Raw genomic sequence first — 21,924 nt, 5'->3', positions numbered from 1 at the left:
GCTGCAATGCGCGTTAACGGCGTACAGCTTCGGGTGCGCGGCAAGGTGCAGGGGGTAGGATTTCGTCCCTTCGTCTGGCAGCTTGCACACCAGCTGGGGCTGGCGGGCGACGTGTGCAACGACGGAGAGGGTGTCCTGGTGCGTCTCGCGGGTAGTGGGGGTGACTTTACCGCGAGACTGCGCCAGGACTGCCCACCGCTGGCGCGCATCGATCGCGTTGAAACGCAGCCGTACAGCTGGAATACGCTGCCGGACGAGTTTGTCATCCGCCACAGCGAGAGCGGGGCGATGGATACGCAAATCGTCCCGGATGCCGCCACCTGTCCCGCATGCCTGGCGGAGATGCGCGATCCGCGCGAGCGCCGTTATCGCTACCCGTTTATCAACTGCACCCACTGCGGACCGCGGTTTACCATTATCCGCGCCATGCCCTATGACCGCCCGGCCACGTCAATGGCGCCTTTCCCGCTCTGTGTGCCCTGTGAAACGGAGTACCGCAACCCGGCTGACCGGCGTTTTCACGCTCAGCCGGTGGCCTGCCCGGACTGCGGGCCGCAGCTGGAGTGGCAAGCCGGGGATGCTGCCACCACCCGCGAATCGGCGTTAAGCGCGGCGGTGGAGAGATTGAAAAACGGCGGGATTGTGGCGGTCAAAGGGCTGGGCGGATTTCACCTGGTCTGCGACGCGCTTAACCCACAGGCGATTCGGAAATTGCGGGCACGCAAGCAGCGCCCGACCAAGCCGCTGGCGGTGATGATCCCGCATGCGAACGATCTGCCGGAGGCCATCCAGACGCTGTTAGGTTCACCCGCTGCGCCGATTGTGCTGACGCCAAAAGCCTGCCTTCCTGCGTTTCCTGAGGAGATTGCGCCGGGGCTGAATACAATTGGCGTGATGTTGCCTGCGAACCCGCTCCAGCATTTGCTGATGTTGGACTGCCAGCGCCCGCTGGTGATGACCTCCGGCAACCTCAGCGGCCATCCACCCGCCATAAGCAACCAGCAGGCGCTGGAAGAACTCAGTGACGTCGCTGACGGCTTCCTGCTGCACAACCGCGATATTCTTCAACGGATGGATGATTCAGTAATGGATCGGGAGGGCACGATGCTGCGTCGCGCACGCGGTTTTGTGCCGGATGCCATCACATTGCCCGCCGGATTCCGCGACATCCCGCCCATGTTATGCACCGGCGCGGAGATGAAAAATACCTTCTGCCTGGTACGTGGCAACCAGGCGGTGCTGAGCCAGCATTTTGGCGATCTGAGCGACGAGGGCGTAGAGGCGCAGTGGCGCAGTGCGCTCTCGACGATGCAGGACATCTACGCCTTCCAGCCAGAGCGCGTGGTGTGCGATGCCCATCCGGGATATCACGCCCGACAGTGGGCCCGGGCGCAGGCGCTGCCCGTTGAGACCGTGCTGCATCATCATGCGCATGCGGCAGCGTGTCTGGCGGAGAATGGCTGGCCGCTCGACGGCGGGGATGTTATTGCCCTGACGCTGGATGGGATCGGTATGGGTGAGAACGGCGCGATGTGGGGCGGCGAGTGCCTGCGGGTGAACTATCGCGACTGCGAACGGCTGGGCGGTCTGCCAGCCGTTGCGCTGCCGGGGGGCGATCTGGCGGCAAAACAGCCGTGGCGCAATTTGCTCGCCCACTGTCTGGCGTTCGTACCTGACTGGCAGCAGTACCCGGAAACAGAGGCGGTACAGCGTCAAAACTGGCCGCTGCTGGCAACGGCAGTGTCGCGCGGTATCAATGCGCCGCGGGCCTCCTCCTGTGGTCGTCTGTTTGACGCCGTGGCCTGTGCGCTGGGCATTGAAACGCAACGCTATGAGGGCGAAGCCGCATGCCGGCTGGAGGCGCTGGCCGAACGCTGTGCAGGGGTTGATCATCCGGTGACGCTCAAGACGGATAACCTTGCGCTGTTCTGGCAGCAGTGGCTGGCCTGGCGGGCGGAGCCCGGAGAGCGCGCCTGGGCCTTTCACGATGCGCTGGCAAAAGGGCTGAGCGAACTGGCGGCAACGCATGCGCGCCGACGGTCGCTCTCTACGGTGTGCTTCAGCGGAGGTGTCCTTCACAACCGCCTGCTACGCGCGCGCTTTCGTCATTACCTTTCTGATTTCACGCTTCTTTTTCCTTCGCGCCTGCCCGCAGGCGACGGAGCGATCTCCTTCGGGCAGGCGGTGGTTGCTGCCGCCCGATCATGTTCACAAAGGATTTAAAATGTTACGACTTTTACGCAATGAACCTCGTGCAGCGTGCCTGCTGCTGGCTCTGGTGATGGCTAACCTGCTGGCCTGGGGGCTGGCGTGGCACACCTTTAGCGGCAGTACGGCGCTGATGGCGGCCAGCCTGCTGGCCTGGTGTTACGGACTGCGTCATGCGGTGGATGCCGACCATATCGCCGCGATTGATACCGTGACGCGTAAGATGATGCAGCAGGGCAAGCGCCCGTCCGGCGTGGGCGCATGGTTTTCCCTCGGACACTCCACCATCGTGGTGCTGGCCTCCATTGCCATCGCCGCCACCGCCACGGCGTTTCAGAAAAATATGGCATGGTTCCACGAAACCGGCAGCCTGATTGGCACCGCCGTCTCCGCCACCTTCCTGCTGGCGATGGCGCTGGTGAATATGGTGATCCTGCGCGGCGTCTGGCGCAGTTTTCAGGCACTGAAACACGGCAGGCCCGTGCAGGGCGACATCACGCTGCCTGCCCAGGGTGGCGTCATGAACTGGCTGTTCGGCAAAACCTTCCGCCTCGTCAATAAAAGCTGGCAGATGTATCTGGTGGGCTTCCTGTTTGGCCTCGGCTTTGACACGGCCACCGAAATCGGCGTGCTGGGGATCTCCGCCGCCAGCGCCTCCAGCGGGATGTCGGTGTGGTCGATCATGATCTTCCCGGCGCTCTTCGCCAGCGGCATGGCGCTGGTGGATACGCTCGATAACCTGCTGATGGTGGGTGCCTATGGCTGGGCGTTTAACAAGCCACAGCGCAAGCTGTACTACAACATGACCATCACCGGCACTTCGGTGGTGGTGGCGCTGTTTATCGGCGGGCTGGAAGCGCTGGGTCTGCTGATGGACAAGTTCGCCCTCAGCGGCGGCGTGTGGGATCTGATTGGCGCGGTGAACGATAACCTGGGCGACGCCGGGTTTGTGGTGGTCGGGCTGTTTGTCGCCTGCTGGCTGATCTCAATGGCGAACTACCGCTGGCGCGGTTATGACGCGCTGGTGGTGCGGTCCTGAACCACGCAGCCCTGTTTTTACCCGGCGGCGCTACGCTTGCGCGGGCCTACAAGGTTTACCGTTATGGTGTTAAGTAGGCCGGGTAAGCGGAGCGCCACCCGGCATGACGAGGGTTAAGCAGGTAACGATTTCAGCAGCGCGAAGGCCTCCTTCATTCTGTCTTCGCTGACCACAAAGGCGCGCATCTGACCGACAGTATCGGTGCCGCGCGCCACCATGCCCTGAGGCGAAAGGACAATCTCCCAGTTCAGATCCTGACGCTGCGTTTCACCTGCGAGATGCAGCGGTAGTTCCGGCGTTTTTACCTTCACCAGCATGGCGGGTAATTTCACCGGGGCGTTGCCGCCGAGCAGGTTTTTCGCCAGGAACATGGCGCTTAACTGAATCGGTTGCAGGAACGGCAGCACCTGGCCGTTAATTTCCGCGCAGTCGCCCAGGGCATAAATGTCCGGCTGGGTGGTTTGCAGGTAGCTGTCTACCTTCACGCCGCGATTGATCTCTGCGCCTGCGCGGTGCGCCAGCGCGGTTTCCGGGCGCAGCCCCGTCGCCGCAATAACCACATCCACTTCCACCCTGCGGGTGCGGTCGAGCGTCGCACAAATGCCGGTTTCGGTTTTACTCAGGCTCTGCAACTGCGATTTCAGCAGCAGATGCACGCCCATGTCGGTCAGACGATGCTGTAAGCGACTGCTTACTTCTGCTGGCATCAGCGCTGACAGAATGCTGGCCGCGTGGTCAACCAGGGTGACGGATTTTCCCGCCCGGCAGAAGTCCATCGCCAGCTCGGTGCCAATCAGCCCGCCGCCGACAATCATCACCCGTGTGGCGTCGCGTAACAGGGTCTCGCTGGCCTGATACTCCTGCTGACTGTTGAGCGTGACCATCAACTCGCGGCCCTCAACCGGCGGCACAAACGCCGATGCCCCCGTCGCCAGCACTAGCTTGTCGTACTGCCAGGTTTTATCTTTCGCGTTCACCACGTGGGCGTCGGCGTCGATATCGGTGACCCAGGTGTACGGAAACAGACGCAGATTAAATTGTTCTGCAAACTCCCCCGCCGTCTGGCGGGTGAGATCGTCGGCGCGCTGATTTTGGCTAATGACGTGGCTTAAATCAGGCTTGTTGTACTCATCCATGCTGTCGGCGGCGATCACCGTCAACGGCACGTTAGCATCCTGTTTGCGGATATTTTTCACCAGCTGGCGGGCGGCAAAGCCCGAGCCGATAATGACGATGCCGTGGCTCATTTTGCCTCCGTTGCCAGTTCATCAAAGACGTCTTTTCCGAGGGAACATTCCGGGCAGAGGAAGTTGTCCGGCACCTCGCTCCACGGTGTACCCGGCGCGACATCCTGCAACGGCTCGCCCAGCTCGGGATCGTAAATCCACTGGCAGACGCTGCACTGCATGCAGGGGCCGAGGTCGGCAGCGGCAGGAGCGGCTTCTGCTACGGCTTCCGGCGCAGCAGCCGCGGCGGGTGCGGTTTCCGGCAGCGGCGCAAGCGCCCACTGGCGGGCAATGTCGCGACCGTGCTGGCGACAGATTTCCAGCGCGTCGAGATCCGGACGCCATTTCGCCTTCAGGCTCAGGGACATCTCAAAACCGGCATCCTGTAAACGGGTGGAGAGACGGTCTACCGCGCCGCCGCTCCAGCCGTGTGAACCAAAGGCGCTGGCGCGTTTGTTACGGAAGCGCAGGCCGGTCATCTCTTCCACCAGTCCGGCAATTTTCGGCATCATCACGTTATTCATGGTGGAGGTACCCACCAGCACGCCTTTGGAGCGGAAGACGTTGGTCAATACCTCATTCTTATCGCTGCGCGCCACGTTGAAGATTTTCACTGCCACGTTCGGATCCACTTCGTTGATGCCCTGGGCAATGGCGTCCGCCATCATGCGGGTGTTGTTGGACATGGTGTCGTAGAAGATGGTGATGCGGTCTTCCTGATAGTCCGCCGCCCACTTCAGGTACAGCTCGACGATCTGGGTTGGATTTTCACGCCATACCACGCCGTGGGAGGTGGCAATCATATCCACCGGCAGGTTGAAGCCGAGGATCTCGGTGATTTTTGGCGTGACCAGACGGCTGAACGGCGTCAGGATGTTGGCGTAGTAGCGCTGGCACTGTTCGAACAGCTCGGTCTGATCCACTTCGTCGTTGAACAGACGTTCGTCGCAGTAGTGCTGGCCGAAGGCGTCGTTGCTGAACAGCACCGCGTCACCGGTCATGTAGGTCATCATACTGTCCGGCCAGTGCAGCATTGGGGTTTCCACGAAGATCAGCTGTTTGCCGTTGCCGATATCCAGCGTGTCGCCGGTTTTTACGGTGTGGAAGTTCCACTCCGGGTGGTGGTGGTGGCCGTTGATGGAGTCAATGGCGTTGGTGGTGCAGTAGATCGGGGTATCCGGGATGTGGGACATCAGCTCGGTCAGCGCCCCGGCGTGATCCTCTTCCGCGTGGTTGATGATGATGTAGTCGATGTCATTCAAATCGATTTCGCTGCGCAGGTTCTGCACGAACTCGCGGCTGAATTTGTGATCGACGGTATCGATCAGGACGTTTTTACCTTCGCGAATGAGATAGCTGTTGTAGCTGCTGCCGCGCAGCGTTTTGTATTCCGTCCCGTGAAAATCACGTACTTCCCAGTCACGTTGACCCACCCAATGAATGTTATTTTTAACCAGAATAGACATAGCAACCTCAACTTAATACGGCGTTTTCAAATAAGATGACTGTCATATATCAAGTTGCGTGCCAGTTTTTTAACTCATTGAAAATAATGTATTTATATTTTTATTCTCCCTAATAGGTAGTCATTTTGACTATCTTAAAAATTGTCAATATGACACTATGTGTTGTCAAATTGACAGTGAGGCAGAGATGAGCTTTTCCGTAGATGTGCTGGCGAAGATCGCCATAGAACTGCAAACCGGTATCGGTCATCAGGACCGCTTTCAGCGGCTGATCTCCACGTTGCGCCACGTGCTGGATTGCGATGCCTCGGCGCTGCTGCGTTACGAAGGGCGGCAGTTTATTCCGCTGGCTATCGACGGTCTAGCGAAGGACGTACTCGGGCGGCGCTTTACCCTGGAGGGCCACCCGCGTCTGGAAACCATCGCCCGTGCGGGTGATGTGGTGCGTTTCCCGGCAGACAGCGATCTGCCCGATCCGTACGACGGCCTGATCCCCGGCCAGGAGAGCCTGAAGGTGCACGCCTGTATCGGCCTGCCGCTGTTTGCCGGGCAGAACCTGATTGGCGCGTTAACCCTCGATGGCATGTCGCCGGATCAGTTCGATACCTTCAGCGACGAAGAGCTACGGCTGATTGCCGCGCTGGCGGCCGGGGCGCTGAACAACGCCCTGCTGATAGAACAGCTGGAGAGCCAGAATATTCTTCCGGGTAGCCCGACGGCGTTTGAGCAGGTGGCGCACACCGAAATGATCGGACTTTCGCCGGGCATGGCGCAGCTTAAAAAAGAGATTGAGATTGTCGCCGCGTCTGATTTGAACGTGCTGATCTTCGGGGAGACCGGCACCGGTAAAGAGCTGGTGGCGAAAGCGATCCACGAAGCCTCGCCCCGTGCGGTGAACCCGCTGGTGTATCTCAACTGCGCGGCGCTGCCGGAAAGCGTGGCGGAAAGCGAGCTGTTCGGACACGTCAAAGGGGCCTTTACCGGGGCGATCAGCAACCGCAGCGGCAAGTTCGAAATGGCTGATAACGGCACGCTGTTCCTCGATGAAATTGGCGAACTCTCCCTTTCGCTCCAGGCCAAACTGCTGCGGGTGTTGCAGTATGGCGATATTCAACGCGTGGGTGACGATCGCAGCTTACGCGTGGATGTGCGCGTGCTGGCGGCGACGAACCGCGATCTGCGCGAAGAGGTGCTGGCGGGCAATTTCCGCGCCGATCTGTTCCACCGTCTGAGCGTGTTCCCGCTCACGGTGCCGCCGCTGCGCGAGCGGGGCGATGATGTGGTGCTGCTGGCGGGCTTTTTCTGCGAACAGTGTCGGCTCAAAATGGGGCTTTCCCGCGTGGTGCTAAGCCCCGGCGCGAGGACGCACCTGCTGTGCTACGGCTGGCCGGGTAACGTGCGTGAACTGGAACATGCGATTCACCGCGCGGTGGTGCTGGCGCGGGCTACGCGTTCGGGGGATGAAGTGGTGATTCATGCGCGCCATTTCGCGCTGCATGAGGAAACGACGCCGTCCGTGAAGCCGGTGATACCTGAGAGCGTGAACGAAAACCTGCGCGAGGCGACGGATGCGTTCCAGCGTCAGATGATCACCCGCGCCCTGGAGCAGAATAACCGCAGCTGGGCGGCATGCGCGCGGGCGCTGGAGATGGACGTCGCCAACCTTCACAGGCTGGCGAAACGTCTGGGGCTTAAGGGTTAAATAATCCCCGCCTGGTAGAAGTCTTGCAGGTTGATCGCGCCGCACAGCCTGCCGTGCTCGTCCACCACCGGCGCAGCGGTGATTTTGCGCTTCATCAGCACCTCTTTGGCTTCAATGGCGCGGCTGTCGGCATTCAGCGTCAGCCCGCCCCGGGTCATTGCTTCGGATACCCGCGCCTCCAGCTTGCCGCCGCCCACCAGCCAGCGGCGCAGGTCGCCGTCGGTGAAGACGCCCTTCACCTGGCGGTCGTTGTCGCATACCGCAACCAGCCCCAGCCCGGTGCGGCTCAGCTCCAGCATGGCGTCCATCACGCTGGTGTCGAGTTTGACCTGAGGAATGGCATCGTCCGTGCGCATCAGATGGTGAACCTTGTTGAGCAGACGTGCCCCAAGCGCGCCAGCAGGATGGGAACGGGCGAAATCCTCTTCGTTAAAGCCGCGGGCCTGCATAACCGCCATCGCCAGCGCGTCGCCCATCATCAGCGTGTTGACGGTGCTGGAGGTCGGTGCCAGGTGCATCGGGCAGGCTTCGCGCTCAACGGAAATATCCAGCGTTGCTTTCGCGGCCAGCGCCAGCGGCGAACGGGATTTGCCGGTCATCGCTAACAGGGCTACCGATTTTTCTTGCAGGCGAGGGATGATGAGATCCAGCTCTTTGGCTGAACCGGAGTAGGAGATAAACAGCATCACGTCGCGGCTTTCGATCATCCCCAGATCGCCGTGCAGCGCTTCGGCAGGATGCACGAAGAACGCCGGTGTGCCGGTGCTGGCAAGCGTCGCGGCAATCTTCTTGCCGATATGACCGGATTTACCGATACCCGCCACGATCACTTTGCCCTCGCAGTGGATAATGGTGTTGGCTGCACGAACAAAATCCTCACCCAGACGCTCCGGCAGGCGGCTGGCTTCCTGTAGCTCCAGCAGCAGAGTCTGGCGGCCTGCGTTTAACAGAAAATCACTCATTTTTCTCTCCGGTTACGATCACGTCGATGCCCTTCGCTTCCAGCGCTTTTTTAAATGCCGGATCGATACCTGCGTCGGTAATCAGCTTATCGACGCTTTCAAGGCTACAGACAATGTTGGGGCTTTTACGGCCAAACTTCGACGAGTCCGCCATCAAAATCACTTCCCGCGCGGCGTTGCACATCGCTTTGCTGACGCTGAACACCTCGTTGAAGGTGGTCACGCCCGCGTTGAGGTCGATGCCGTCCGTGCCCATAAACAGCTTATCGAAGCTGAAGTGGTCGAAGGCATTCTCCGCCAGCTGCCCGTGAAACGACGCGGATTTTTTACGGAAGGTGCCACCGGGCATCAGGATGGTCTGCTCGCTGTCGAACTCTGACAGGGCATTGACGATGTGCAGGCTGTTGGTCATCACGGTGATGTTATTAAAGCGGCTGAGCAGCGGGATCATCTGCAGGACGGTACTGCCAGCGTCGAGGATGATGGAATCGCCGTCCTGGATAAATTTGACCGCAGCTTCGGCAATCAGCGCTTTCTGGTGCGTATTAATCAGCGTCTTGTGATCGATAGGCGGGTCGGCTTCGTCTTTATTGAGCACCACGCCGCCGTAGGTACGAATGACGGCGCCGGAGTTTTCGAGCAACACCAGGTCCTTGCGTATTGTCGTGCCGGTGGTGTCAAAGTAGTGGGCCAGATCCTCTACCGAGCACTTTCCCTGCTTTTGCAGATGCTCAAGTATGGCCGCCTGCCGCTGACGTGGTTTCATAGGCGCTTCGTTCCTTACGTTGCGAAATGATAATTCCGCAAGTTTATAACTTTCACAACGAAATTATCCATGTTTCAGATTAAGCGCTAATGATAGTGCATTCTGACAGAGTGAATCATGGGGGAAGATCACATCAGGTTGTAATTCATGCAGCAAAATGCCGTTGATCGCCTGGATTTTCACCGGGCGGGCAAAGACGGTCATGCCGCGCATGATGAGGGAATCGCAGACCTTATTGTTTTCATCCAGCGCAACAGCGACGACAACCCGCGGTTTGAAGCGTCCGCCGGAACGCCCGACGCCCACACGGCCTTTCTGGCACAGGGCGTCAAAGGCGCGGTTAAACTGATGGATCTGCCAGCCGCCAAACGCCATCTGGCAGATCCAGGCGAGGGCGGCGAAGGTGATTAATGCGGTTACCATATCGGCTCCTTAATTGCCGGGTGGCGGCTGCGCCTTACCCGGCCTACGGGGGTTGTAGCCCCGGTAAGTGCAGCGCCACCGGGGATTAAACTCAGAACATCACCTGCCCACCGGTGACGTTAATCGACTGCCCGGTGCAGTACGAGGCTTTCGGGCTGGCGTAAAACAGCAGCATGTTCAGCACGTCCTGATAATCACACCCGCGCTTGAGCGGCACTTTGTCGATGTAGTACTGCTCCACTTCTTCAGCTTTGATGCCGAGCTTGGAGGCGTACTGCGGAAGCAGGGACTGGAACATCGGCGATTTCAACAGGTTACCCAGCATCAGCGAGTGAACGGTGATGCCGTATTCGGCCAGATCCAGCGCCAGAGACTGCGTCAGCCCCACGCCGCCAAACTTCGCCGCGCTGTAGCCGGAGTTGTGCTTGCTGCCCACTTTCCCGGATTTCGAGTTGATCTGAATGATGCGCCCCTGAATACCATCGCGGATCATCAGCCGGGAAAACTCACGGGCGCAGAGGAAATAGCCCACCAGATTCACCTGCAACGAGCGATCAAAATCCCCCAGTTCGAAATCGCTGATAAAGGCCGCTTTCGCAATCCCCGCGCTGTAGACCAGCAGATCGGTGCGACCAAAAATCTCATCCACGCCGCGGGCCAGCGCCATCACGCTCTGCTCGCTGGTGGCGTCGGCACCAAATCCGTACGCCATCCCTTCGCCAAACTCGGTGTTGATGGCGTCCGCCACGCGGGCGGCTTTTTCACTCTGAATGTCCACAACCGCCACGCGGTAACCCTCTGCGGCAAGCCCACGGCAGAGGAACTCGCCTAAGGTTTGTCCCCCACCAATGACAACGGCAACCTGACTCATGTGTTTCTCCTTAATTACGCAACAAATTTTAACGTACAGCCTGGTGTGACAGCCTGCGGAACCGGCCCCTCAACGTGAACCGTGCCGGGATACTCCGCCTGCGGTTGCCCGTCAAAACGCAGGGTAATGTGCCCCAGCTCGCGCAGGTTTTGTTCAGCGACGTCGCCGACGGCGGTCACGGCATAGCGCGCCTCGCCCAGCTCAAGCTGGCTCCCGGCCTTCAGCTCGCCGTTTAGCTCGCCGTGGCAGTGGATAAAGCAAAACTCTTCGATATCCGCAGGCGCCCCTTCGCGGAAGGTGATCAGCATCTGGTCGCTCAGCGCATCGGCCGCGCTCAGGCCGATGCGGGTAATGGTGGTCTGGTAAATCACGGTCATGGCAGGAACCTCTTATTGATAAATAAAGCCGGAGACAAACCAGGCAATCAGCACCGTGGGCGCGCCCGTCAGGAAGCGGCTCACCAGCACGGAGGGGACGCCCACGCGCACGGTGTCCTGACGTGCTTCCGCCAGCGACAGCCCGACGGGGATGAAGTCGCACGCCGCCTGAGCGTTAATGGCGAAAAGGGCTGGCAGAGCGAGGTGCGGGGGAATGTTGCCCAGACCAATCTGTACGCCAATCAGCACGCCGATGACTTGGGCAATCACCGCGCCCGGGCCGAGAAACGGCGACAGCAGCGGGAAGGAGCAGATCAGCGCCAGCGTCACCAGGCCGAGCGGGTGGCTGGCGAGCGGGGCGAGGCCGTGGGCAATCCAGTCGCCGAGGCCGGAGGCCATGATGATACCGATCAGCGCCGAGACGAACGCCATAAACGGCAGAATGGTTTTCAGCACCGTGTCGATGGTGTCGCGCCCGGACTGGAACAGCACCGCCACGGCGGACCCCATCCCCATCCCGACCTTCGCCAGCAGGCCATCGCTCTGCTCGGTGATTTTTTTGCTGGTGTCGTACTCGCGCGGGGCCGCTTTTTGCGGCGCGGATGTGCCATTCACCAGCGTGATGTTGTCCTCCTTCACCCCAGAGACATAAATATCCTCAAGGATGTACTGCGCCAGCGGGCCGGATTTCCCGGTGGAGTGAATATTTACCGTCGGAATGCGGCGCTTCGGATAGATGCCGCAGCGCAGCGTGCCGCCGCAGTCGATCACCGCCACGCCGATTTCCGCTTCCGGCGGTTCGCCTTCCTTGAAGCCGTCGACCGCTTCCCAGCCCGTCAGCTCGTGCAGCCTGTCGACGATCGCCGGGCGCGTGCCCGCGGTGATGTACACAATCTTTTTGCCTTCGGTGGCGTCGAACTCCAGCGGGCCGCCCCAGCCGCCCGTGCCTTTCTCAATGCGGATCCGGTTCATGCTGTAGCTCCTGAAAGATGGACTTTCTGTTCAAGCTGGATGCCCATTTTTTTCTCAAAAATGGCGGTGGTGAGATCCGTCACCCAGCCGCGGAAGAAGTTGGTGACCAGACCGACCAGCAGGTAGCTCACCGCCAGCGGGCCGAGCGGCAGGCCAAGCGTGGTAAGGCCGCTGGCGATCCCGAGATAAACGAACAGCTCGCCGGGGTTGATGTGCGGGAACAGGCCGTTCATGGAATGGCAGCTGTAGGAGGCGGCGGCGTAATAGCTCGGCTTGTACTTCTCTGGCATAAAGCGGCCGAGGCTTAAGGTCATCGGGTTGCAGAACACAAAGGTGCCGATGAAGGGCAGGATCAGGTAGCGGGACAGCGGGTTTCCGGCGCAGCGCTGGGCGAAGCGTTCAATACGCTGCTGGCCGATAAAGTTAATCAGCGCGTTCATGATTACCAGCAGGCTGATCAGCAGGGGCAGGATCCCGGTCACCATGCCGGTGAATACCTCGCCGCCTTTTTGAAAAAGCCCGATGAACCACTCGGCGCCGTGGGTGATGGTTTCTATCATTCTTCTCTCCTGTAGGGCGTTTGTTTTTGTCTGTTCGGGGCTAATAATAATCAAATTGAAAGCTTTTAAAGTGTTAATTAGATCTCACAATGAAAGAAAAATGGATTAATTTGAAAGATAATTGGTGGGGCGAATGATTTTCGATGGAAAAAAGCGCGGATTTGCGTTGGGGAGGTGTGTACCGCTTCCTTGAGGTGTTGCGGATGCTTTACCATACTGGGTTCTTACCGAACTCGTTAAATGGATGCCACATGTTCAAGCGTCGTTATGCAGCGCTGTTACCTGCGCTTATTCTCCTGTCCGCCTGTAGTAGCAAACCCAGGACTGAAGCTGTTCAACAAACGGCGGGCGCGCCTTCCGGCGGGTTCCTGCTTGAGCCGCAGCACAATATGATGCAGATGGGCGGCGACTTCGCGAATAACCCTGCGGCCGAACAGTTCATCGATAAAATGGTGAGCAAGCACGGTTTTGATCGCCAGCAGCTGCATGCCATTTTGTCTCAGGCGAAGCGTCTGGACTACGTGCTGCGCCTGATGGACAGGCAGGCGCCGACGGCCCAGGTGCCGACCGGGCCAAACGGGGCGTGGCTGCGCTATCGCAAACAGTTTATTACCCCGGACAACGTGCAAAATGGCGTGGTGTTCTGGAATCAGTATGAAGACGCCCTGAATCGTGCGTGGCAGGTCTATGGCGTGCCGCCGGAGATCATCGTCGGTATTATTGGGGTCGAGACTCGCTGGGGACGCATTATGGGTAAAACCCGCATCCTCGATGCGCTGGCGACGCTCTCCTTCAACTACCCGCGCCGCGCCGAGTATTTCTCCTCTGAACTGGAAACCTTCCTGCTGATGGCGCGAGACGAACAGGATGATCCGTTAGATCTGAAAGGGTCGTTCGCCGGTGCGATGGGCTACGGCCAGTTTATGCCGTCCTCCTATAAGCAGTACGCGGTAGATTTTAACGGGGATGGTCACATCAACCTGTGGGATCCCGAAGACGCCATTGGCAGCGTGGCCAACTACTTCAAAGCGCACGGCTGGACGCCGGGCGGCCAGGTGGCGGTGCAGGCGAACGGTGAGGCGTTTGGTCTGGAAAACGGATTTAAAACCAAATACAGCGTTGCGCAGCTTGCAGCGGCAGGCTTAACGCCGTCGCAGCCGCTGGGCAATGTTGACCAGGTGAGCCTGCTGCGCCTGGATGTCGGAACCGGTTATCAGTACTGGTTCGGGCTGCCGAACTTCTACACAATTACCCGCTACAACCACAGCACGCACTATGCGATGGCGGTGTGGCAGCTGGGGCTGGCGGTGTCTCAGGCGCGTGTGCCGGCAGCGTCACCGTTTAGCCAGTAAGTTACCCCGACGGGTAGGCCGGGTAAGGCAACGCCGCCACCCGGCATGGCTGCCCGCACGGTGCGGCCTGATGCCCTCACCCTGACCCTCTCTCACGGGAGAGGGAAGTTTGCAGAAACATTTCGCCACATTCCCATTTCACTCCCGCCGTTTACATCTTAATCGTCTTTCATTATTGTTATGTTATAACATAATTTTGAATTGAGATGCCCATGTCCCTGTTTTCTCTCTCATCCCCGGTTCGGCTGCTGCTGGCGCTGGTGCTCATTCTGTTTCTCGGCCTGGCCGTGCGCTGGGCGGTGGCGTTGCCATGATCGTGATGAACGATCTGGTGGCGGGTTACGATCGCCAGCCCGTTACGCGCGCACTGTCCGGCGTGATTGAACGAGGGAGCATGACCGCCATCGTCGGGGCCAACGGCTGCGGCAAATCCACGCTGCTGAAAACGCTCGCTGGCTTTCTTCCGCCCGTCAGCGGTACGTTTCGCTGGCAGGGGAGACGTCCGGTGGTGGGCTGGCTGGCGCAGCGTCACGCGCTGGAGGCGCAATTTCCTCTGACCGTGCAGGACGTGGTGAGCATGGGCTGCTGGCCAGAAATCTCGCTATTTGCCGGTTTTCGTCGGGATACCCGCATGCGCATTGCCGGCGCGCTTGAGCGCGTGGGGCTGGCGTCCATGGCGTTATCCACCATCGATGAACTCTCCGGCGGGCAATTTCAGCGCATGCTGTTTGCCCGCGTTTTAGTGCAGCAGGCACCGCTGGTGATGCTGGACGAACCCTTCTCCGGCGTCGATGAAGCGACCTGCAACGTGCTGATGGATCTGATGCTGGAGATGTATATGCAGGGGCAGACCCTGCTGGCGGTACTACATGACAGCGAGCGCGTAGCACGTCACTTCCCGCAGACGTTACGTCTGGACGCTGATAGTCCCCAATGGAAAACCGAGCGGGTGAGGGTGGCATGATCTGGCATACATTCTTCCAGCCGTTTATTGAGTACGGCTTTATGCGCCGTGCGCTGGTGGTTTGCCTGGCGCTCTCCGTCAGCACCACGGCGCTGGGCGTATTCCTTCAGCTGCGTCGGATGAGCCTGATGGGGGACGCCCTTTCTCATGCCATTTTGCCGGGTGTCGCGGTGGGCTATCTGCTCAGCGGTATGTCGCTGCTGGCAATGACTGTCGGCGGGTTTATTGCCGGGATCGCCGTTGCGCTGGTGGCCGGGCTGGTCAGCCGCCGCACGCCCCTTAAAGAGGATGCCAGCTTCGCGGGGTTTTACCTGGGTTCCCTGGCGCTGGGCGTCACGCTGGTGTCGCTGCGCGGTTCAAATGTCGATCTGCTTCATCTTCTGTTTGGCTCCATTCTCGCCGTGGATAGCGCGTCAGCCCTGTTCGTGACGGGCGTTTGCATGTTCACGCTCCTCACGCTGGCGATGTTTTATCGTGGGCTGGTCAGCGAAGCGTTCGATACCGCGTGGTTGCAGGTGAACGCGCGCTGGCTGCCCGGGATGTTACACGGTCTGTTTCTGGCGCTGCTGGTGCTCAACCTGGTGGCCGGTTTTCAGGTGCTCGGCACGTTGATGGCCGTCGGGCTGATGATGTTACCCGCCGTGGCGGCACGCTGCTGGGTGCGCACCCTGCCAGGGTTACTTCTGATGGCGGGTATCAGCGGTATTTTTTGCGCGTGGCTGGGCTTAAGCCTTTCCTGGGCAGTGAGTCTGCCCGCCGGGCCCTCCATTGTGCTGACCGCCAGCGCATTGTTCTTTATTTCCGTTTTATTTGGCACGCGCAGCAGGCTGGCGGATAGCCTGCGGGCGCTTTTTTAACGCAAGGGGAAACGATGAAACGTACAGGGTTAGCCGTGGCGCTCGCGCTCGGCATGATGACGCACGGCGTAATGGCGAAAACGCTTAATGTGGTGACCAGCTTTTCCATCCTGGGAGACATCACGCAGCAGGTTGGCGGCGATCGTGTGAACGTGACGACGCTGGTGGGGCCGGACGGTGATCCCCATACTTTCGAACCCTCGCCCAAAGACAGCGCGGCGTTGAGTACAGCTGATGTGGTGGTGGTCAATGGGCTGGGGCTGGAGGGCTGGCTCGATCGTCTGGTGAAAGCCTCCGGATTCAAAGGCCAGCTGGTGGTTGCTTCGGACGGCGTGAAAACGCACACGCTGGAAGAGGACGGTAAAACCGTGACCGATCCGCACGCGTGGAACAGCGCGGCGAACGGCGCGCTGTATGCGCAAAATATTCTCTCTGGGCTGGTGAAGGCCGATCCTGAAGATACGGCGGCGCTTGAAGCTACCGGTAAACCCTATATTGCGCAGCTCTCTCAGCTGGACGGTTGGGCTAAAAAGCGTTTCAGCGACATCCCACAGGCGAAGCGCAAAGTGCTGACCAGCCACGACGCCTTCGGCTATTTCAGCCGCGCCTACGGCGTGACGTTTATGGCGCCGCAGGGGCTGTCGTCTGAGAGTGAAGCCAGCGCGGCGCAGGTAGCGGAGATCATCAATCAGATTAAAGCTGACGGTGTGAAAACCTGGTTTATGGAAAACCAGCTTGATCCGCGCCTGGTGAAGCAGATTGCGACCGCCACGGGCGCCCAGCCGGGCGGTGAACTTTACCCGGAAGCGCTGTCCGCGAAGGGCGGCGTGGCGGACACCTACGTCAAGGCGTTTCGCCACAATGTGGATACCCTCGCTAACAGCATGAAATAAGCGTCTCTCTGGCCGGTGCGCCCGCATCGGCTTTTTTCTGAAGCCCCCTCGTAAAACCCGACGCGCATCCCCATATTTGATGAGAAAGTGCTATCTTGTGCTGCATGTTTTTCTAAGGCCTGGAGCGAGAATGACTGACCATGAATTGATGCAGCTAAGCGAAGTGGTGGGGCTGGCGCTGAAACAGCGCGGCGCGACTCTTACGACCGCAGAATCCTGCACCGGCGGCTGGGTGGCGAAAGCAATTACCGATATTGCTGGCAGTTCCGCCTGGTTTGAACGCGGCTTTGTGACCTACAGTAACGAGGCTAAAGCGCAGATGATTGGCGTGCGTGAAGCCACGCTTGAGCAGCATGGCGCGGTCAGCGAGCCGGTGGTGATCGAAATGGCGATTGGCGCGCTGAAAGAGGCGCGCGCAGATTACGCTATCTCCATCAGCGGTATCGCGGGGCCGGACGGCGGCAGCGACGTGAAGCCTGTCGGCACCGTCTGGTTTGGCTTTGCCACCTCAAAAGGTGAAGGGATCACCCGCCGGGAATGCTTCAGCGGCGATCGCGAAAGCGTGCGTCGTCAGGCAACGGAATACGCGTTAAAAACGCTCTGGCAACAATTTCTACAAAATACTTGATACTGTATGACTATACAGTATAATTGCCTCAACAGAACAGAAGTCCATGGTGAAGCGCAGTTGCTTCTCCCGGCATGACAGGAGTAATAATGGCTATCGACGAAAACAAACAGAAAGCGTTGGCGGCAGCACTGGGCCAGATCGAAAAGCAATTCGGTAAAGGCTCCATCATGCGCCTGGGTGAAGACCGTTCCATGGATGTGGAAACTATCTCCACTGGTTCGCTTTCTCTTGATATCGCACTGGGCGCTGGCGGTTTGCCGATGGGCCGTATCGTAGAAATCTACGGTCCGGAATCCTCGGGTAAAACCACCCTGACGTTGCAGGTTGTTGCGGCGGCACAGCGCGAAGGAAAAACCTGTGCGTTTATCGATGCCGAGCACGCGCTGGACCCGGTCTATGCCCGTAAACTGGGCGTTGATATCGACAACCTGCTGTGCTCCCAGCCGGACACCGGCGAGCAGGCACTGGAAATTTGTGACGCGCTGGCGCGCTCAGGTGCGGTTGACGTGATCATCGTCGACTCCGTTGCGGCGCTGACGCCAAAAGCGGAAATTGAAGGTGAAATCGGTGACTCTCACATGGGCCTCGCGGCACGTATGATGAGCCAGGCGATGCGTAAGCTGGCGGGTAACCTGAAGCAGTCCAATACGCTGCTGATCTTCATCAACCAGATCCGTATGAAAATTGGTGTAATGTTCGGTAACCCGGAAACCACCACCGGCGGTAACGCTCTGAAATTCTATGCTTCTGTCCGTCTGGATATCCGCCGTATCGGCGCGGTGAAAGAAGGGGATAACGTCGTCGGTAGCGAAACCCGCGTGAAGGTTGTGAAGAACAAAATCGCAGCACCGTTCAAACAGGCTGAATTCCAGATCCTCTACGGCGAAGGTATCAACTTCCTCGGCGAGCTGGTTGACCTGGGCGTGAAAGAGAAGCTGATTGAAAAAGCGGGCGCATGGTACAGCTACAACGGTGACAAGATTGGTCAGGGTAAAGCGAATGCTATCTCCTGGCTGAAAGAGAACCCGGCGGCGGCGAAAGAGATTGAGAAGAAGGTGCGTGAACTCCTGCTGAGCAACCAGGACTCTAAACCTGATTTCGTGGTCGACGGCGCGGATGCTGAAGAAACCAACGAAGACTTTTAATCCTCTCGGATAAAAATGAAGGGCTGCTGATGCGGCCCTTTTTGCATTTCTGAATCGACAGGTTTTTTATGAGTGAACCGACATCACGCCGACCAGCCTACTCACGCTTGCTGGATCGGGCCGTGCGTATTCTTGCCGTGCGTGACCATAGTGAACAGGAGCTGCGGCGGAAACTGTCAGCGCCCGTCATGAGCAAAAACGGTCCGGAAGACATTGATGCCACCGCGGAAGATTATGACCGCGTGGTTGCCTGGTGCTACGAGCATCACTATCTGGATGACGGCCGTTTTGCCGCTCGCTTTCTTGCCAGCCGTGGTCGTAAAGGCTATGGGCCAGCGCGTATCCGCCAGGAGCTGAACCAGAAAGGTGTAGCCCGTGAATCGATTGAAAAAGCCATGCGCGAAAGTGAAATCGACTGGTGCGAACTGGCGCGTGAGCAGGCGGTACGAAAGTACGGTGAGCCGCTGCCGCGTGAATTTTCAGAAAAAGTTAAAATCCAGCGCTTTTTGCTCTACCGCGGCTTCCTGATGGAAGATATTCAGGATATCTGGCGTAATTTTACCGATTGAACGCATGCGGGATTTTACTTCCCACTAAAGAAAACTTATCTTATTCCCACTTTTTCCAGTAGCTGGTCCGTCCAACTGTTTACAGATACAGATCTGCTGCGACATTTCGTTAGCTTGATTTCAGGATAATTATGAGCAAGAGCACCGCTGAGATCCGTCAGGCGTTTCTCGATTTTTTCCATAGTAAGGGACACCAGGTTGTTGCCAGCAGCTCCCTGGTACCGAACAATGACCCGACTCTGCTGTTTACCAACGCCGGGATGAACCAGTTCAAGGATGTGTTCCTTGGTCTCGACAAGCGTAATTATTCCCGCGCCACAACCTCACAGCGTTGCGTGCGTGCGGGCGGTAAACACAACGATCTGGAAAACGTCGGTTACACCGCGCGGCACCACACTTTCTTCGAAATGCTGGGTAACTTCAGCTTCGGCGACTACTTCAAACACGACGCCATTCAATATGCGTGGGAACTGCTGACCGGTGAAAACTGGTTTAATCTGCCGAAAGAGCGTCTGTGGGTGACCGTGTATGAGACCGATGACGAAGCGTTCGACATCTGGGAAAAAGAAGTGGGTATCCCTCGCGAACGTATCATCCGTATCGGTGACAACAAAGGCGCGCCTTACGCGTCTGATAACTTCTGGCAGATGGGTGACACCGGCCCTTGCGGTCCGTGCACCGAGATCTTCTACGATCATGGTGACCACATCTGGGGCGGCCCTCCGGGAAGCGAGGAAGAAGATGGCGATCGCTACATTGAGATCTGGAACATCGTCTTCATGCAGTTCAACCGTCAGGCCGACGGCACCATGGAGCCGCTGCCAAAACCGTCCGTAGATACCGGTATGGGTCTTGAGCGTATCGCGGCCGTTCTGCAACACGTTAACTCCAACTATGAGATTGACCTGTTCAGCACCCTGATCAAAGCCGTTGCCGAAGTGACGGGCGCAACCGATCTGAACAACAAATCACTGCGCGTTATCGCAGACCATATTCGTTCCTGTGCGTTCCTGATTGCTGACGGCGTTATCCCGTCGAATGAAAACCGTGGCTATGTGCTGCGTCGTATCATTCGTCGTGCGATCCGTCATGGCAACATGCTGGGCGCGAAGGACACCTTCTTCTATAAACTCGTTGGTCCACTGATTGGCGTGATGGGCTCTGCCGGTGACGAGCTGAAACGCCAGCAGGCGCAGGTTGAACAGGTTCTGAAAACCGAAGAAGAGCAGTTTGCCCGTACGCTGGAGCGCGGACTGGCGCTGCTGGACGACGAGCTGGCGCAACTCAAGGGCGACACGCTGGATGGCGAAACCGCTTTCCGCCTGTACGACACCTACGGCTTCCCGGTTGACCTGACGGCGGACGTTTGCCGCGAGCGCAACATCAAAGTTGACGAAGCAGGCTTTGAAGCCGCAATGGAAGAGCAGCGTCGTCGTGCGCGTGAATCCAGCGGTTTTGGCGCGGACTACAACGCGATGATCCGCGTTGATAGCGCGTCTGAATTTAAAGGCTACGAAGAGCTGGCTCTGACCAGCAACGTGACCGCGCTGTTTGTTGACGGTAAAGCCGTAGACAGCATTAGCGCAGGTCAGGAAGCGGTTGTTATCCTGGATAAAACACCGTTCTATGCGGAATCCGGCGGCCAGGTTGGCGATAAAGGCGAACTGAAAGGCAATGGCTTCAGCTTCAGCGTAAGCGATACCCAGAAATACGGTCAGGCAATTGGTCACCAGGGCAAACTGGTTTCCGGTTCTCTGAAAGTGGGCGAGGGCGTTCAGGCCAACGTTGACGAAGCTCGCCGCGCGCGCATCCGTCTGAACCACTCGGCAACCCACCTGATGCACGCAGCCCTGCGCGAAGTGCTGGGTACGCACGTTGCACAGAAAGGTTCTCTGGTTAACGACAAAGTGCTGCGTTTCGACTTCTCGCATTTTGAAGCGATGAAGCCGTCTGAAATTCGTGCGGTGGAAGACCTGGTGAATGCCCAGATCCGCCGCAACCTGCCAATCGAAACCCACATCATGGATCTTGAGGCAGCGAAGAAGAAAGGTGCGATGGCGCTGTTTGGCGAGAAATATGACGACCGCGTTCGCGTGCTGAGCATGGGCGACTTCTCTACCGAACTGTGTGGCGGTACTCACGCATCCCGCACCGGTGACATCGGCTTGTTCCGCATCGTTTCCGAGTCGGGTACGGCGGCAGGCGTGCGTCGTATTGAGGCGGTGACCGGGGAAGGTGCAATTGCCAGCCTGCATGCGCAGAGCGACCAGCTGCACGAGATCGCGCAGCTGCTGAAAGGCGATAGCCAGAACCTGGGCGAGAAAGTGCGTGTCGCGCTGGATCGTACCCGTCAGCTGGAAAAAGAACTCCAGCAGCTGAAAGAACAGGCTGCGGCGCAGGAGAGCGCAAACCTCTCCAGCAAAGCGGTAGACATTAAGGGCGTCAAACTGCTGGTCAGCGACCTGGCGGGCGTTGAGCCTAAGATGCTGCGTACCATGGTCGACGATCTGAAGAACCAGCTTGGTTCGACGGTTATCGTGCTGGCAACGGTCGCAGAGGGTAAGGTTTCTCTGATTGCGGGCGTCTCTAAGGATGTGACGGATCGTGTCAAAGCAGGGGAACTGATTGGCATGGTCGCCCAGCAGGTGGGTGGCAAAGGTGGCGGTCGTCCGGACATGGCGCAAGCCGGTGGTACGGATGCGGCGGCACTTCCCGCGGCATTAGCCAGCGTTGAAAGCTGGGTAAGCGCGAAACTGTAATAACTACAAAGCACAAGCAGACGCCATAGCGGTAACGTTATGGCGTCTTGCTCACTGCGCTATCGATAACGATAAAGTCAGGTTGAGTTTGTGTATATCGGCTAAACTTACGTTTAACAGAATGTGATGCCGTGACTGCTTACACTTTACGTGTTTGTCATCGCTTACTTTTTGGCGTTATA

At 58.6% G+C, this 21,924-nt stretch carries 20 protein-coding genes; 11 read left to right on the top strand and 9 right to left on the bottom strand.

Annotated features, from left to right (window positions below; genetic code table 11):
* Positions 1 to 6: 6 nt before the first annotated feature.
* The gene (hypF, locus tag ACQG03_RS16585) at positions 7 to 2,223 is read left to right on the top strand and encodes a carbamoyltransferase HypF (protein WP_063163526.1); all 2,217 of its coding nucleotides are present in this window, start codon (positions 7 to 9) and stop codon (positions 2,221 to 2,223) included.
* 1 nt (position 2,224) lies between these two features.
* A complete protein-coding gene (locus ACQG03_RS16580; protein ID WP_063163525.1) occupies positions 2,225 to 3,247 on the top strand; it encodes a HoxN/HupN/NixA family nickel/cobalt transporter in 1,023 nt (340 codons plus the stop codon).
* 113 nt (positions 3,248 to 3,360) lie between these two features.
* Here ACQG03_RS16580 and norW read toward each other — a convergent pair whose 3' ends face one another.
* Both norW and norV read right to left on the bottom strand, forming a co-directional pair.
* Entirely contained in the window at positions 3,361 to 4,494 is a 1,134-nt protein-coding gene (norW, locus tag ACQG03_RS16575; protein WP_063163524.1) for an NADH:flavorubredoxin reductase NorW, read from the bottom strand.
* Positions 4,491 to 5,939, bottom strand: coding sequence for an anaerobic nitric oxide reductase flavorubredoxin (gene norV, locus ACQG03_RS16570; protein ID WP_022649152.1), 1,449 nt, complete (start codon positions 5,937 to 5,939; stop codon positions 4,491 to 4,493). The genes norW and norV overlap by 4 nt, the downstream gene beginning before the upstream one ends.
* A gap of 187 nt (positions 5,940 to 6,126) precedes the next feature.
* Here norV and norR point away from each other — a divergent pair, with 187 nt between their 5' ends.
* Positions 6,127 to 7,641, top strand: a complete 1,515-nt coding sequence (gene norR / locus ACQG03_RS16565; protein WP_023306813.1) for a nitric oxide reductase transcriptional regulator NorR — start codon at positions 6,127 to 6,129, stop codon at positions 7,639 to 7,641.
* On the opposite strand, the gene gutQ is transcribed toward norR, so the two are convergent.
* From gutQ to srlA, 7 genes are all read right to left on the bottom strand, one after another.
* Positions 7,638 to 8,603, bottom strand: a complete 966-nt coding sequence (gene gutQ, locus ACQG03_RS16560) for an arabinose-5-phosphate isomerase GutQ (RefSeq protein ID WP_023298458.1) — start codon at positions 8,601 to 8,603, stop codon at positions 7,638 to 7,640. The two genes, norR and gutQ, sit on opposite strands and share 4 nt — an antisense overlap.
* Positions 8,596 to 9,369, bottom strand: a complete 774-nt coding sequence (srlR, locus tag ACQG03_RS16555; protein WP_015571676.1) for a glucitol operon DNA-binding transcriptional repressor SrlR — start codon at positions 9,367 to 9,369, stop codon at positions 8,596 to 8,598. Before srlR ends, gutQ begins: the two co-directional genes overlap by 8 nt.
* A gap of 63 nt (positions 9,370 to 9,432) precedes the next feature.
* Positions 9,433 to 9,792, bottom strand: a complete 360-nt coding sequence (gene gutM, locus ACQG03_RS16550; protein ID WP_023298457.1) for a transcriptional regulator GutM — start codon at positions 9,790 to 9,792, stop codon at positions 9,433 to 9,435.
* A gap of 91 nt (positions 9,793 to 9,883) precedes the next feature.
* Positions 9,884 to 10,663 carry a sorbitol-6-phosphate dehydrogenase gene (srlD, locus tag ACQG03_RS16545; RefSeq protein ID WP_048966173.1) on the bottom strand — a complete coding sequence of 260 codons (780 nt, stop codon included), beginning with the start codon at positions 10,661 to 10,663 and terminating at the stop codon, positions 9,884 to 9,886.
* 14 nt (positions 10,664 to 10,677) lie between these two features.
* Positions 10,678 to 11,040 carry a PTS glucitol/sorbitol transporter subunit IIA gene (gene srlB / locus ACQG03_RS16540; protein ID WP_063163523.1) on the bottom strand — a complete coding sequence of 121 codons (363 nt, stop codon included), beginning with the start codon at positions 11,038 to 11,040 and terminating at the stop codon, positions 10,678 to 10,680.
* A gap of 12 nt (positions 11,041 to 11,052) precedes the next feature.
* Positions 11,053 to 12,012: a PTS glucitol/sorbitol transporter subunit IIB gene (gene srlE / locus ACQG03_RS16535; RefSeq protein WP_022649146.1), complete on the bottom strand. Its 960-nt coding sequence runs from the start codon at positions 12,010 to 12,012 to the stop codon at positions 11,053 to 11,055.
* On the bottom strand, positions 12,009 to 12,572 hold the full coding sequence (gene srlA, locus ACQG03_RS16530) for a PTS glucitol/sorbitol transporter subunit IIC (RefSeq protein ID WP_003862164.1): 564 nt from the start codon (positions 12,570 to 12,572) through the stop codon (positions 12,009 to 12,011). The genes srlE and srlA overlap by 4 nt, the downstream gene beginning before the upstream one ends.
* Before the next feature lie 251 nt (positions 12,573 to 12,823).
* On the opposite strand from srlA, the gene mltB reads away from it, so the two are divergent.
* The 8 genes from mltB (at position 12,824) to alaS (ending at position 21,742) form a co-directional block, all read left to right on the top strand.
* Entirely contained in the window at positions 12,824 to 13,924 is a 1,101-nt protein-coding gene (gene mltB, locus ACQG03_RS16525; RefSeq protein ID WP_022649145.1) for a lytic murein transglycosylase B, read from the top strand.
* Positions 13,925 to 14,234: 310 nt separating this feature from the next.
* The gene (locus ACQG03_RS16520) at positions 14,235 to 14,888 is read left to right on the top strand and encodes a metal ABC transporter ATP-binding protein (protein WP_063163522.1); all 654 of its coding nucleotides are present in this window, start codon (positions 14,235 to 14,237) and stop codon (positions 14,886 to 14,888) included.
* Complete coding sequence (locus ACQG03_RS16515) at positions 14,885 to 15,745, top strand: metal ABC transporter permease (RefSeq protein ID WP_022649142.1); 861 nt, start codon at positions 14,885 to 14,887, stop codon at positions 15,743 to 15,745. Before ACQG03_RS16520 ends, ACQG03_RS16515 begins: the two co-directional genes overlap by 4 nt.
* Before the next feature lie 14 nt (positions 15,746 to 15,759).
* Positions 15,760 to 16,638: a metal ABC transporter substrate-binding protein gene (locus tag ACQG03_RS16510; protein WP_063163521.1), complete on the top strand. Its 879-nt coding sequence runs from the start codon at positions 15,760 to 15,762 to the stop codon at positions 16,636 to 16,638.
* Positions 16,639 to 16,768: 130 nt separating this feature from the next.
* Positions 16,769 to 17,266: a nicotinamide-nucleotide amidase gene (gene pncC, locus ACQG03_RS16505; protein WP_003862172.1), complete on the top strand. Its 498-nt coding sequence runs from the start codon at positions 16,769 to 16,771 to the stop codon at positions 17,264 to 17,266.
* Between the two features lie 89 nt (positions 17,267 to 17,355).
* On the top strand, positions 17,356 to 18,414 hold the full coding sequence (gene recA, locus ACQG03_RS16500; RefSeq protein WP_022649140.1) for a recombinase RecA: 1,059 nt from the start codon (positions 17,356 to 17,358) through the stop codon (positions 18,412 to 18,414).
* A 68-nt stretch (positions 18,415 to 18,482) separates the two neighbouring features.
* Complete coding sequence (gene recX / locus ACQG03_RS16495; protein ID WP_017382782.1) at positions 18,483 to 18,983, top strand: recombination regulator RecX; 501 nt, start codon at positions 18,483 to 18,485, stop codon at positions 18,981 to 18,983.
* A gap of 131 nt (positions 18,984 to 19,114) precedes the next feature.
* Positions 19,115 to 21,742 (top strand): alanine--tRNA ligase, encoded by a 2,628-nt coding sequence (gene alaS / locus ACQG03_RS16490; RefSeq protein ID WP_063163520.1) that lies wholly within the window; start codon positions 19,115 to 19,117, stop codon positions 21,740 to 21,742.
* Positions 21,743 to 21,924 lie beyond the last annotated feature (182 nt).

The sequence above is a fragment of the Enterobacter cloacae complex sp. 342H5 genome (assembly GCF_050030905.1).
Taxonomy (GTDB): domain Bacteria; phylum Pseudomonadota; class Gammaproteobacteria; order Enterobacterales; family Enterobacteriaceae; genus Enterobacter; species Enterobacter intestinihominis.
The sequence above is the reverse complement of the archived record's forward strand: the minus strand, read 5'-3'. Positions and strand labels throughout refer to the sequence as shown.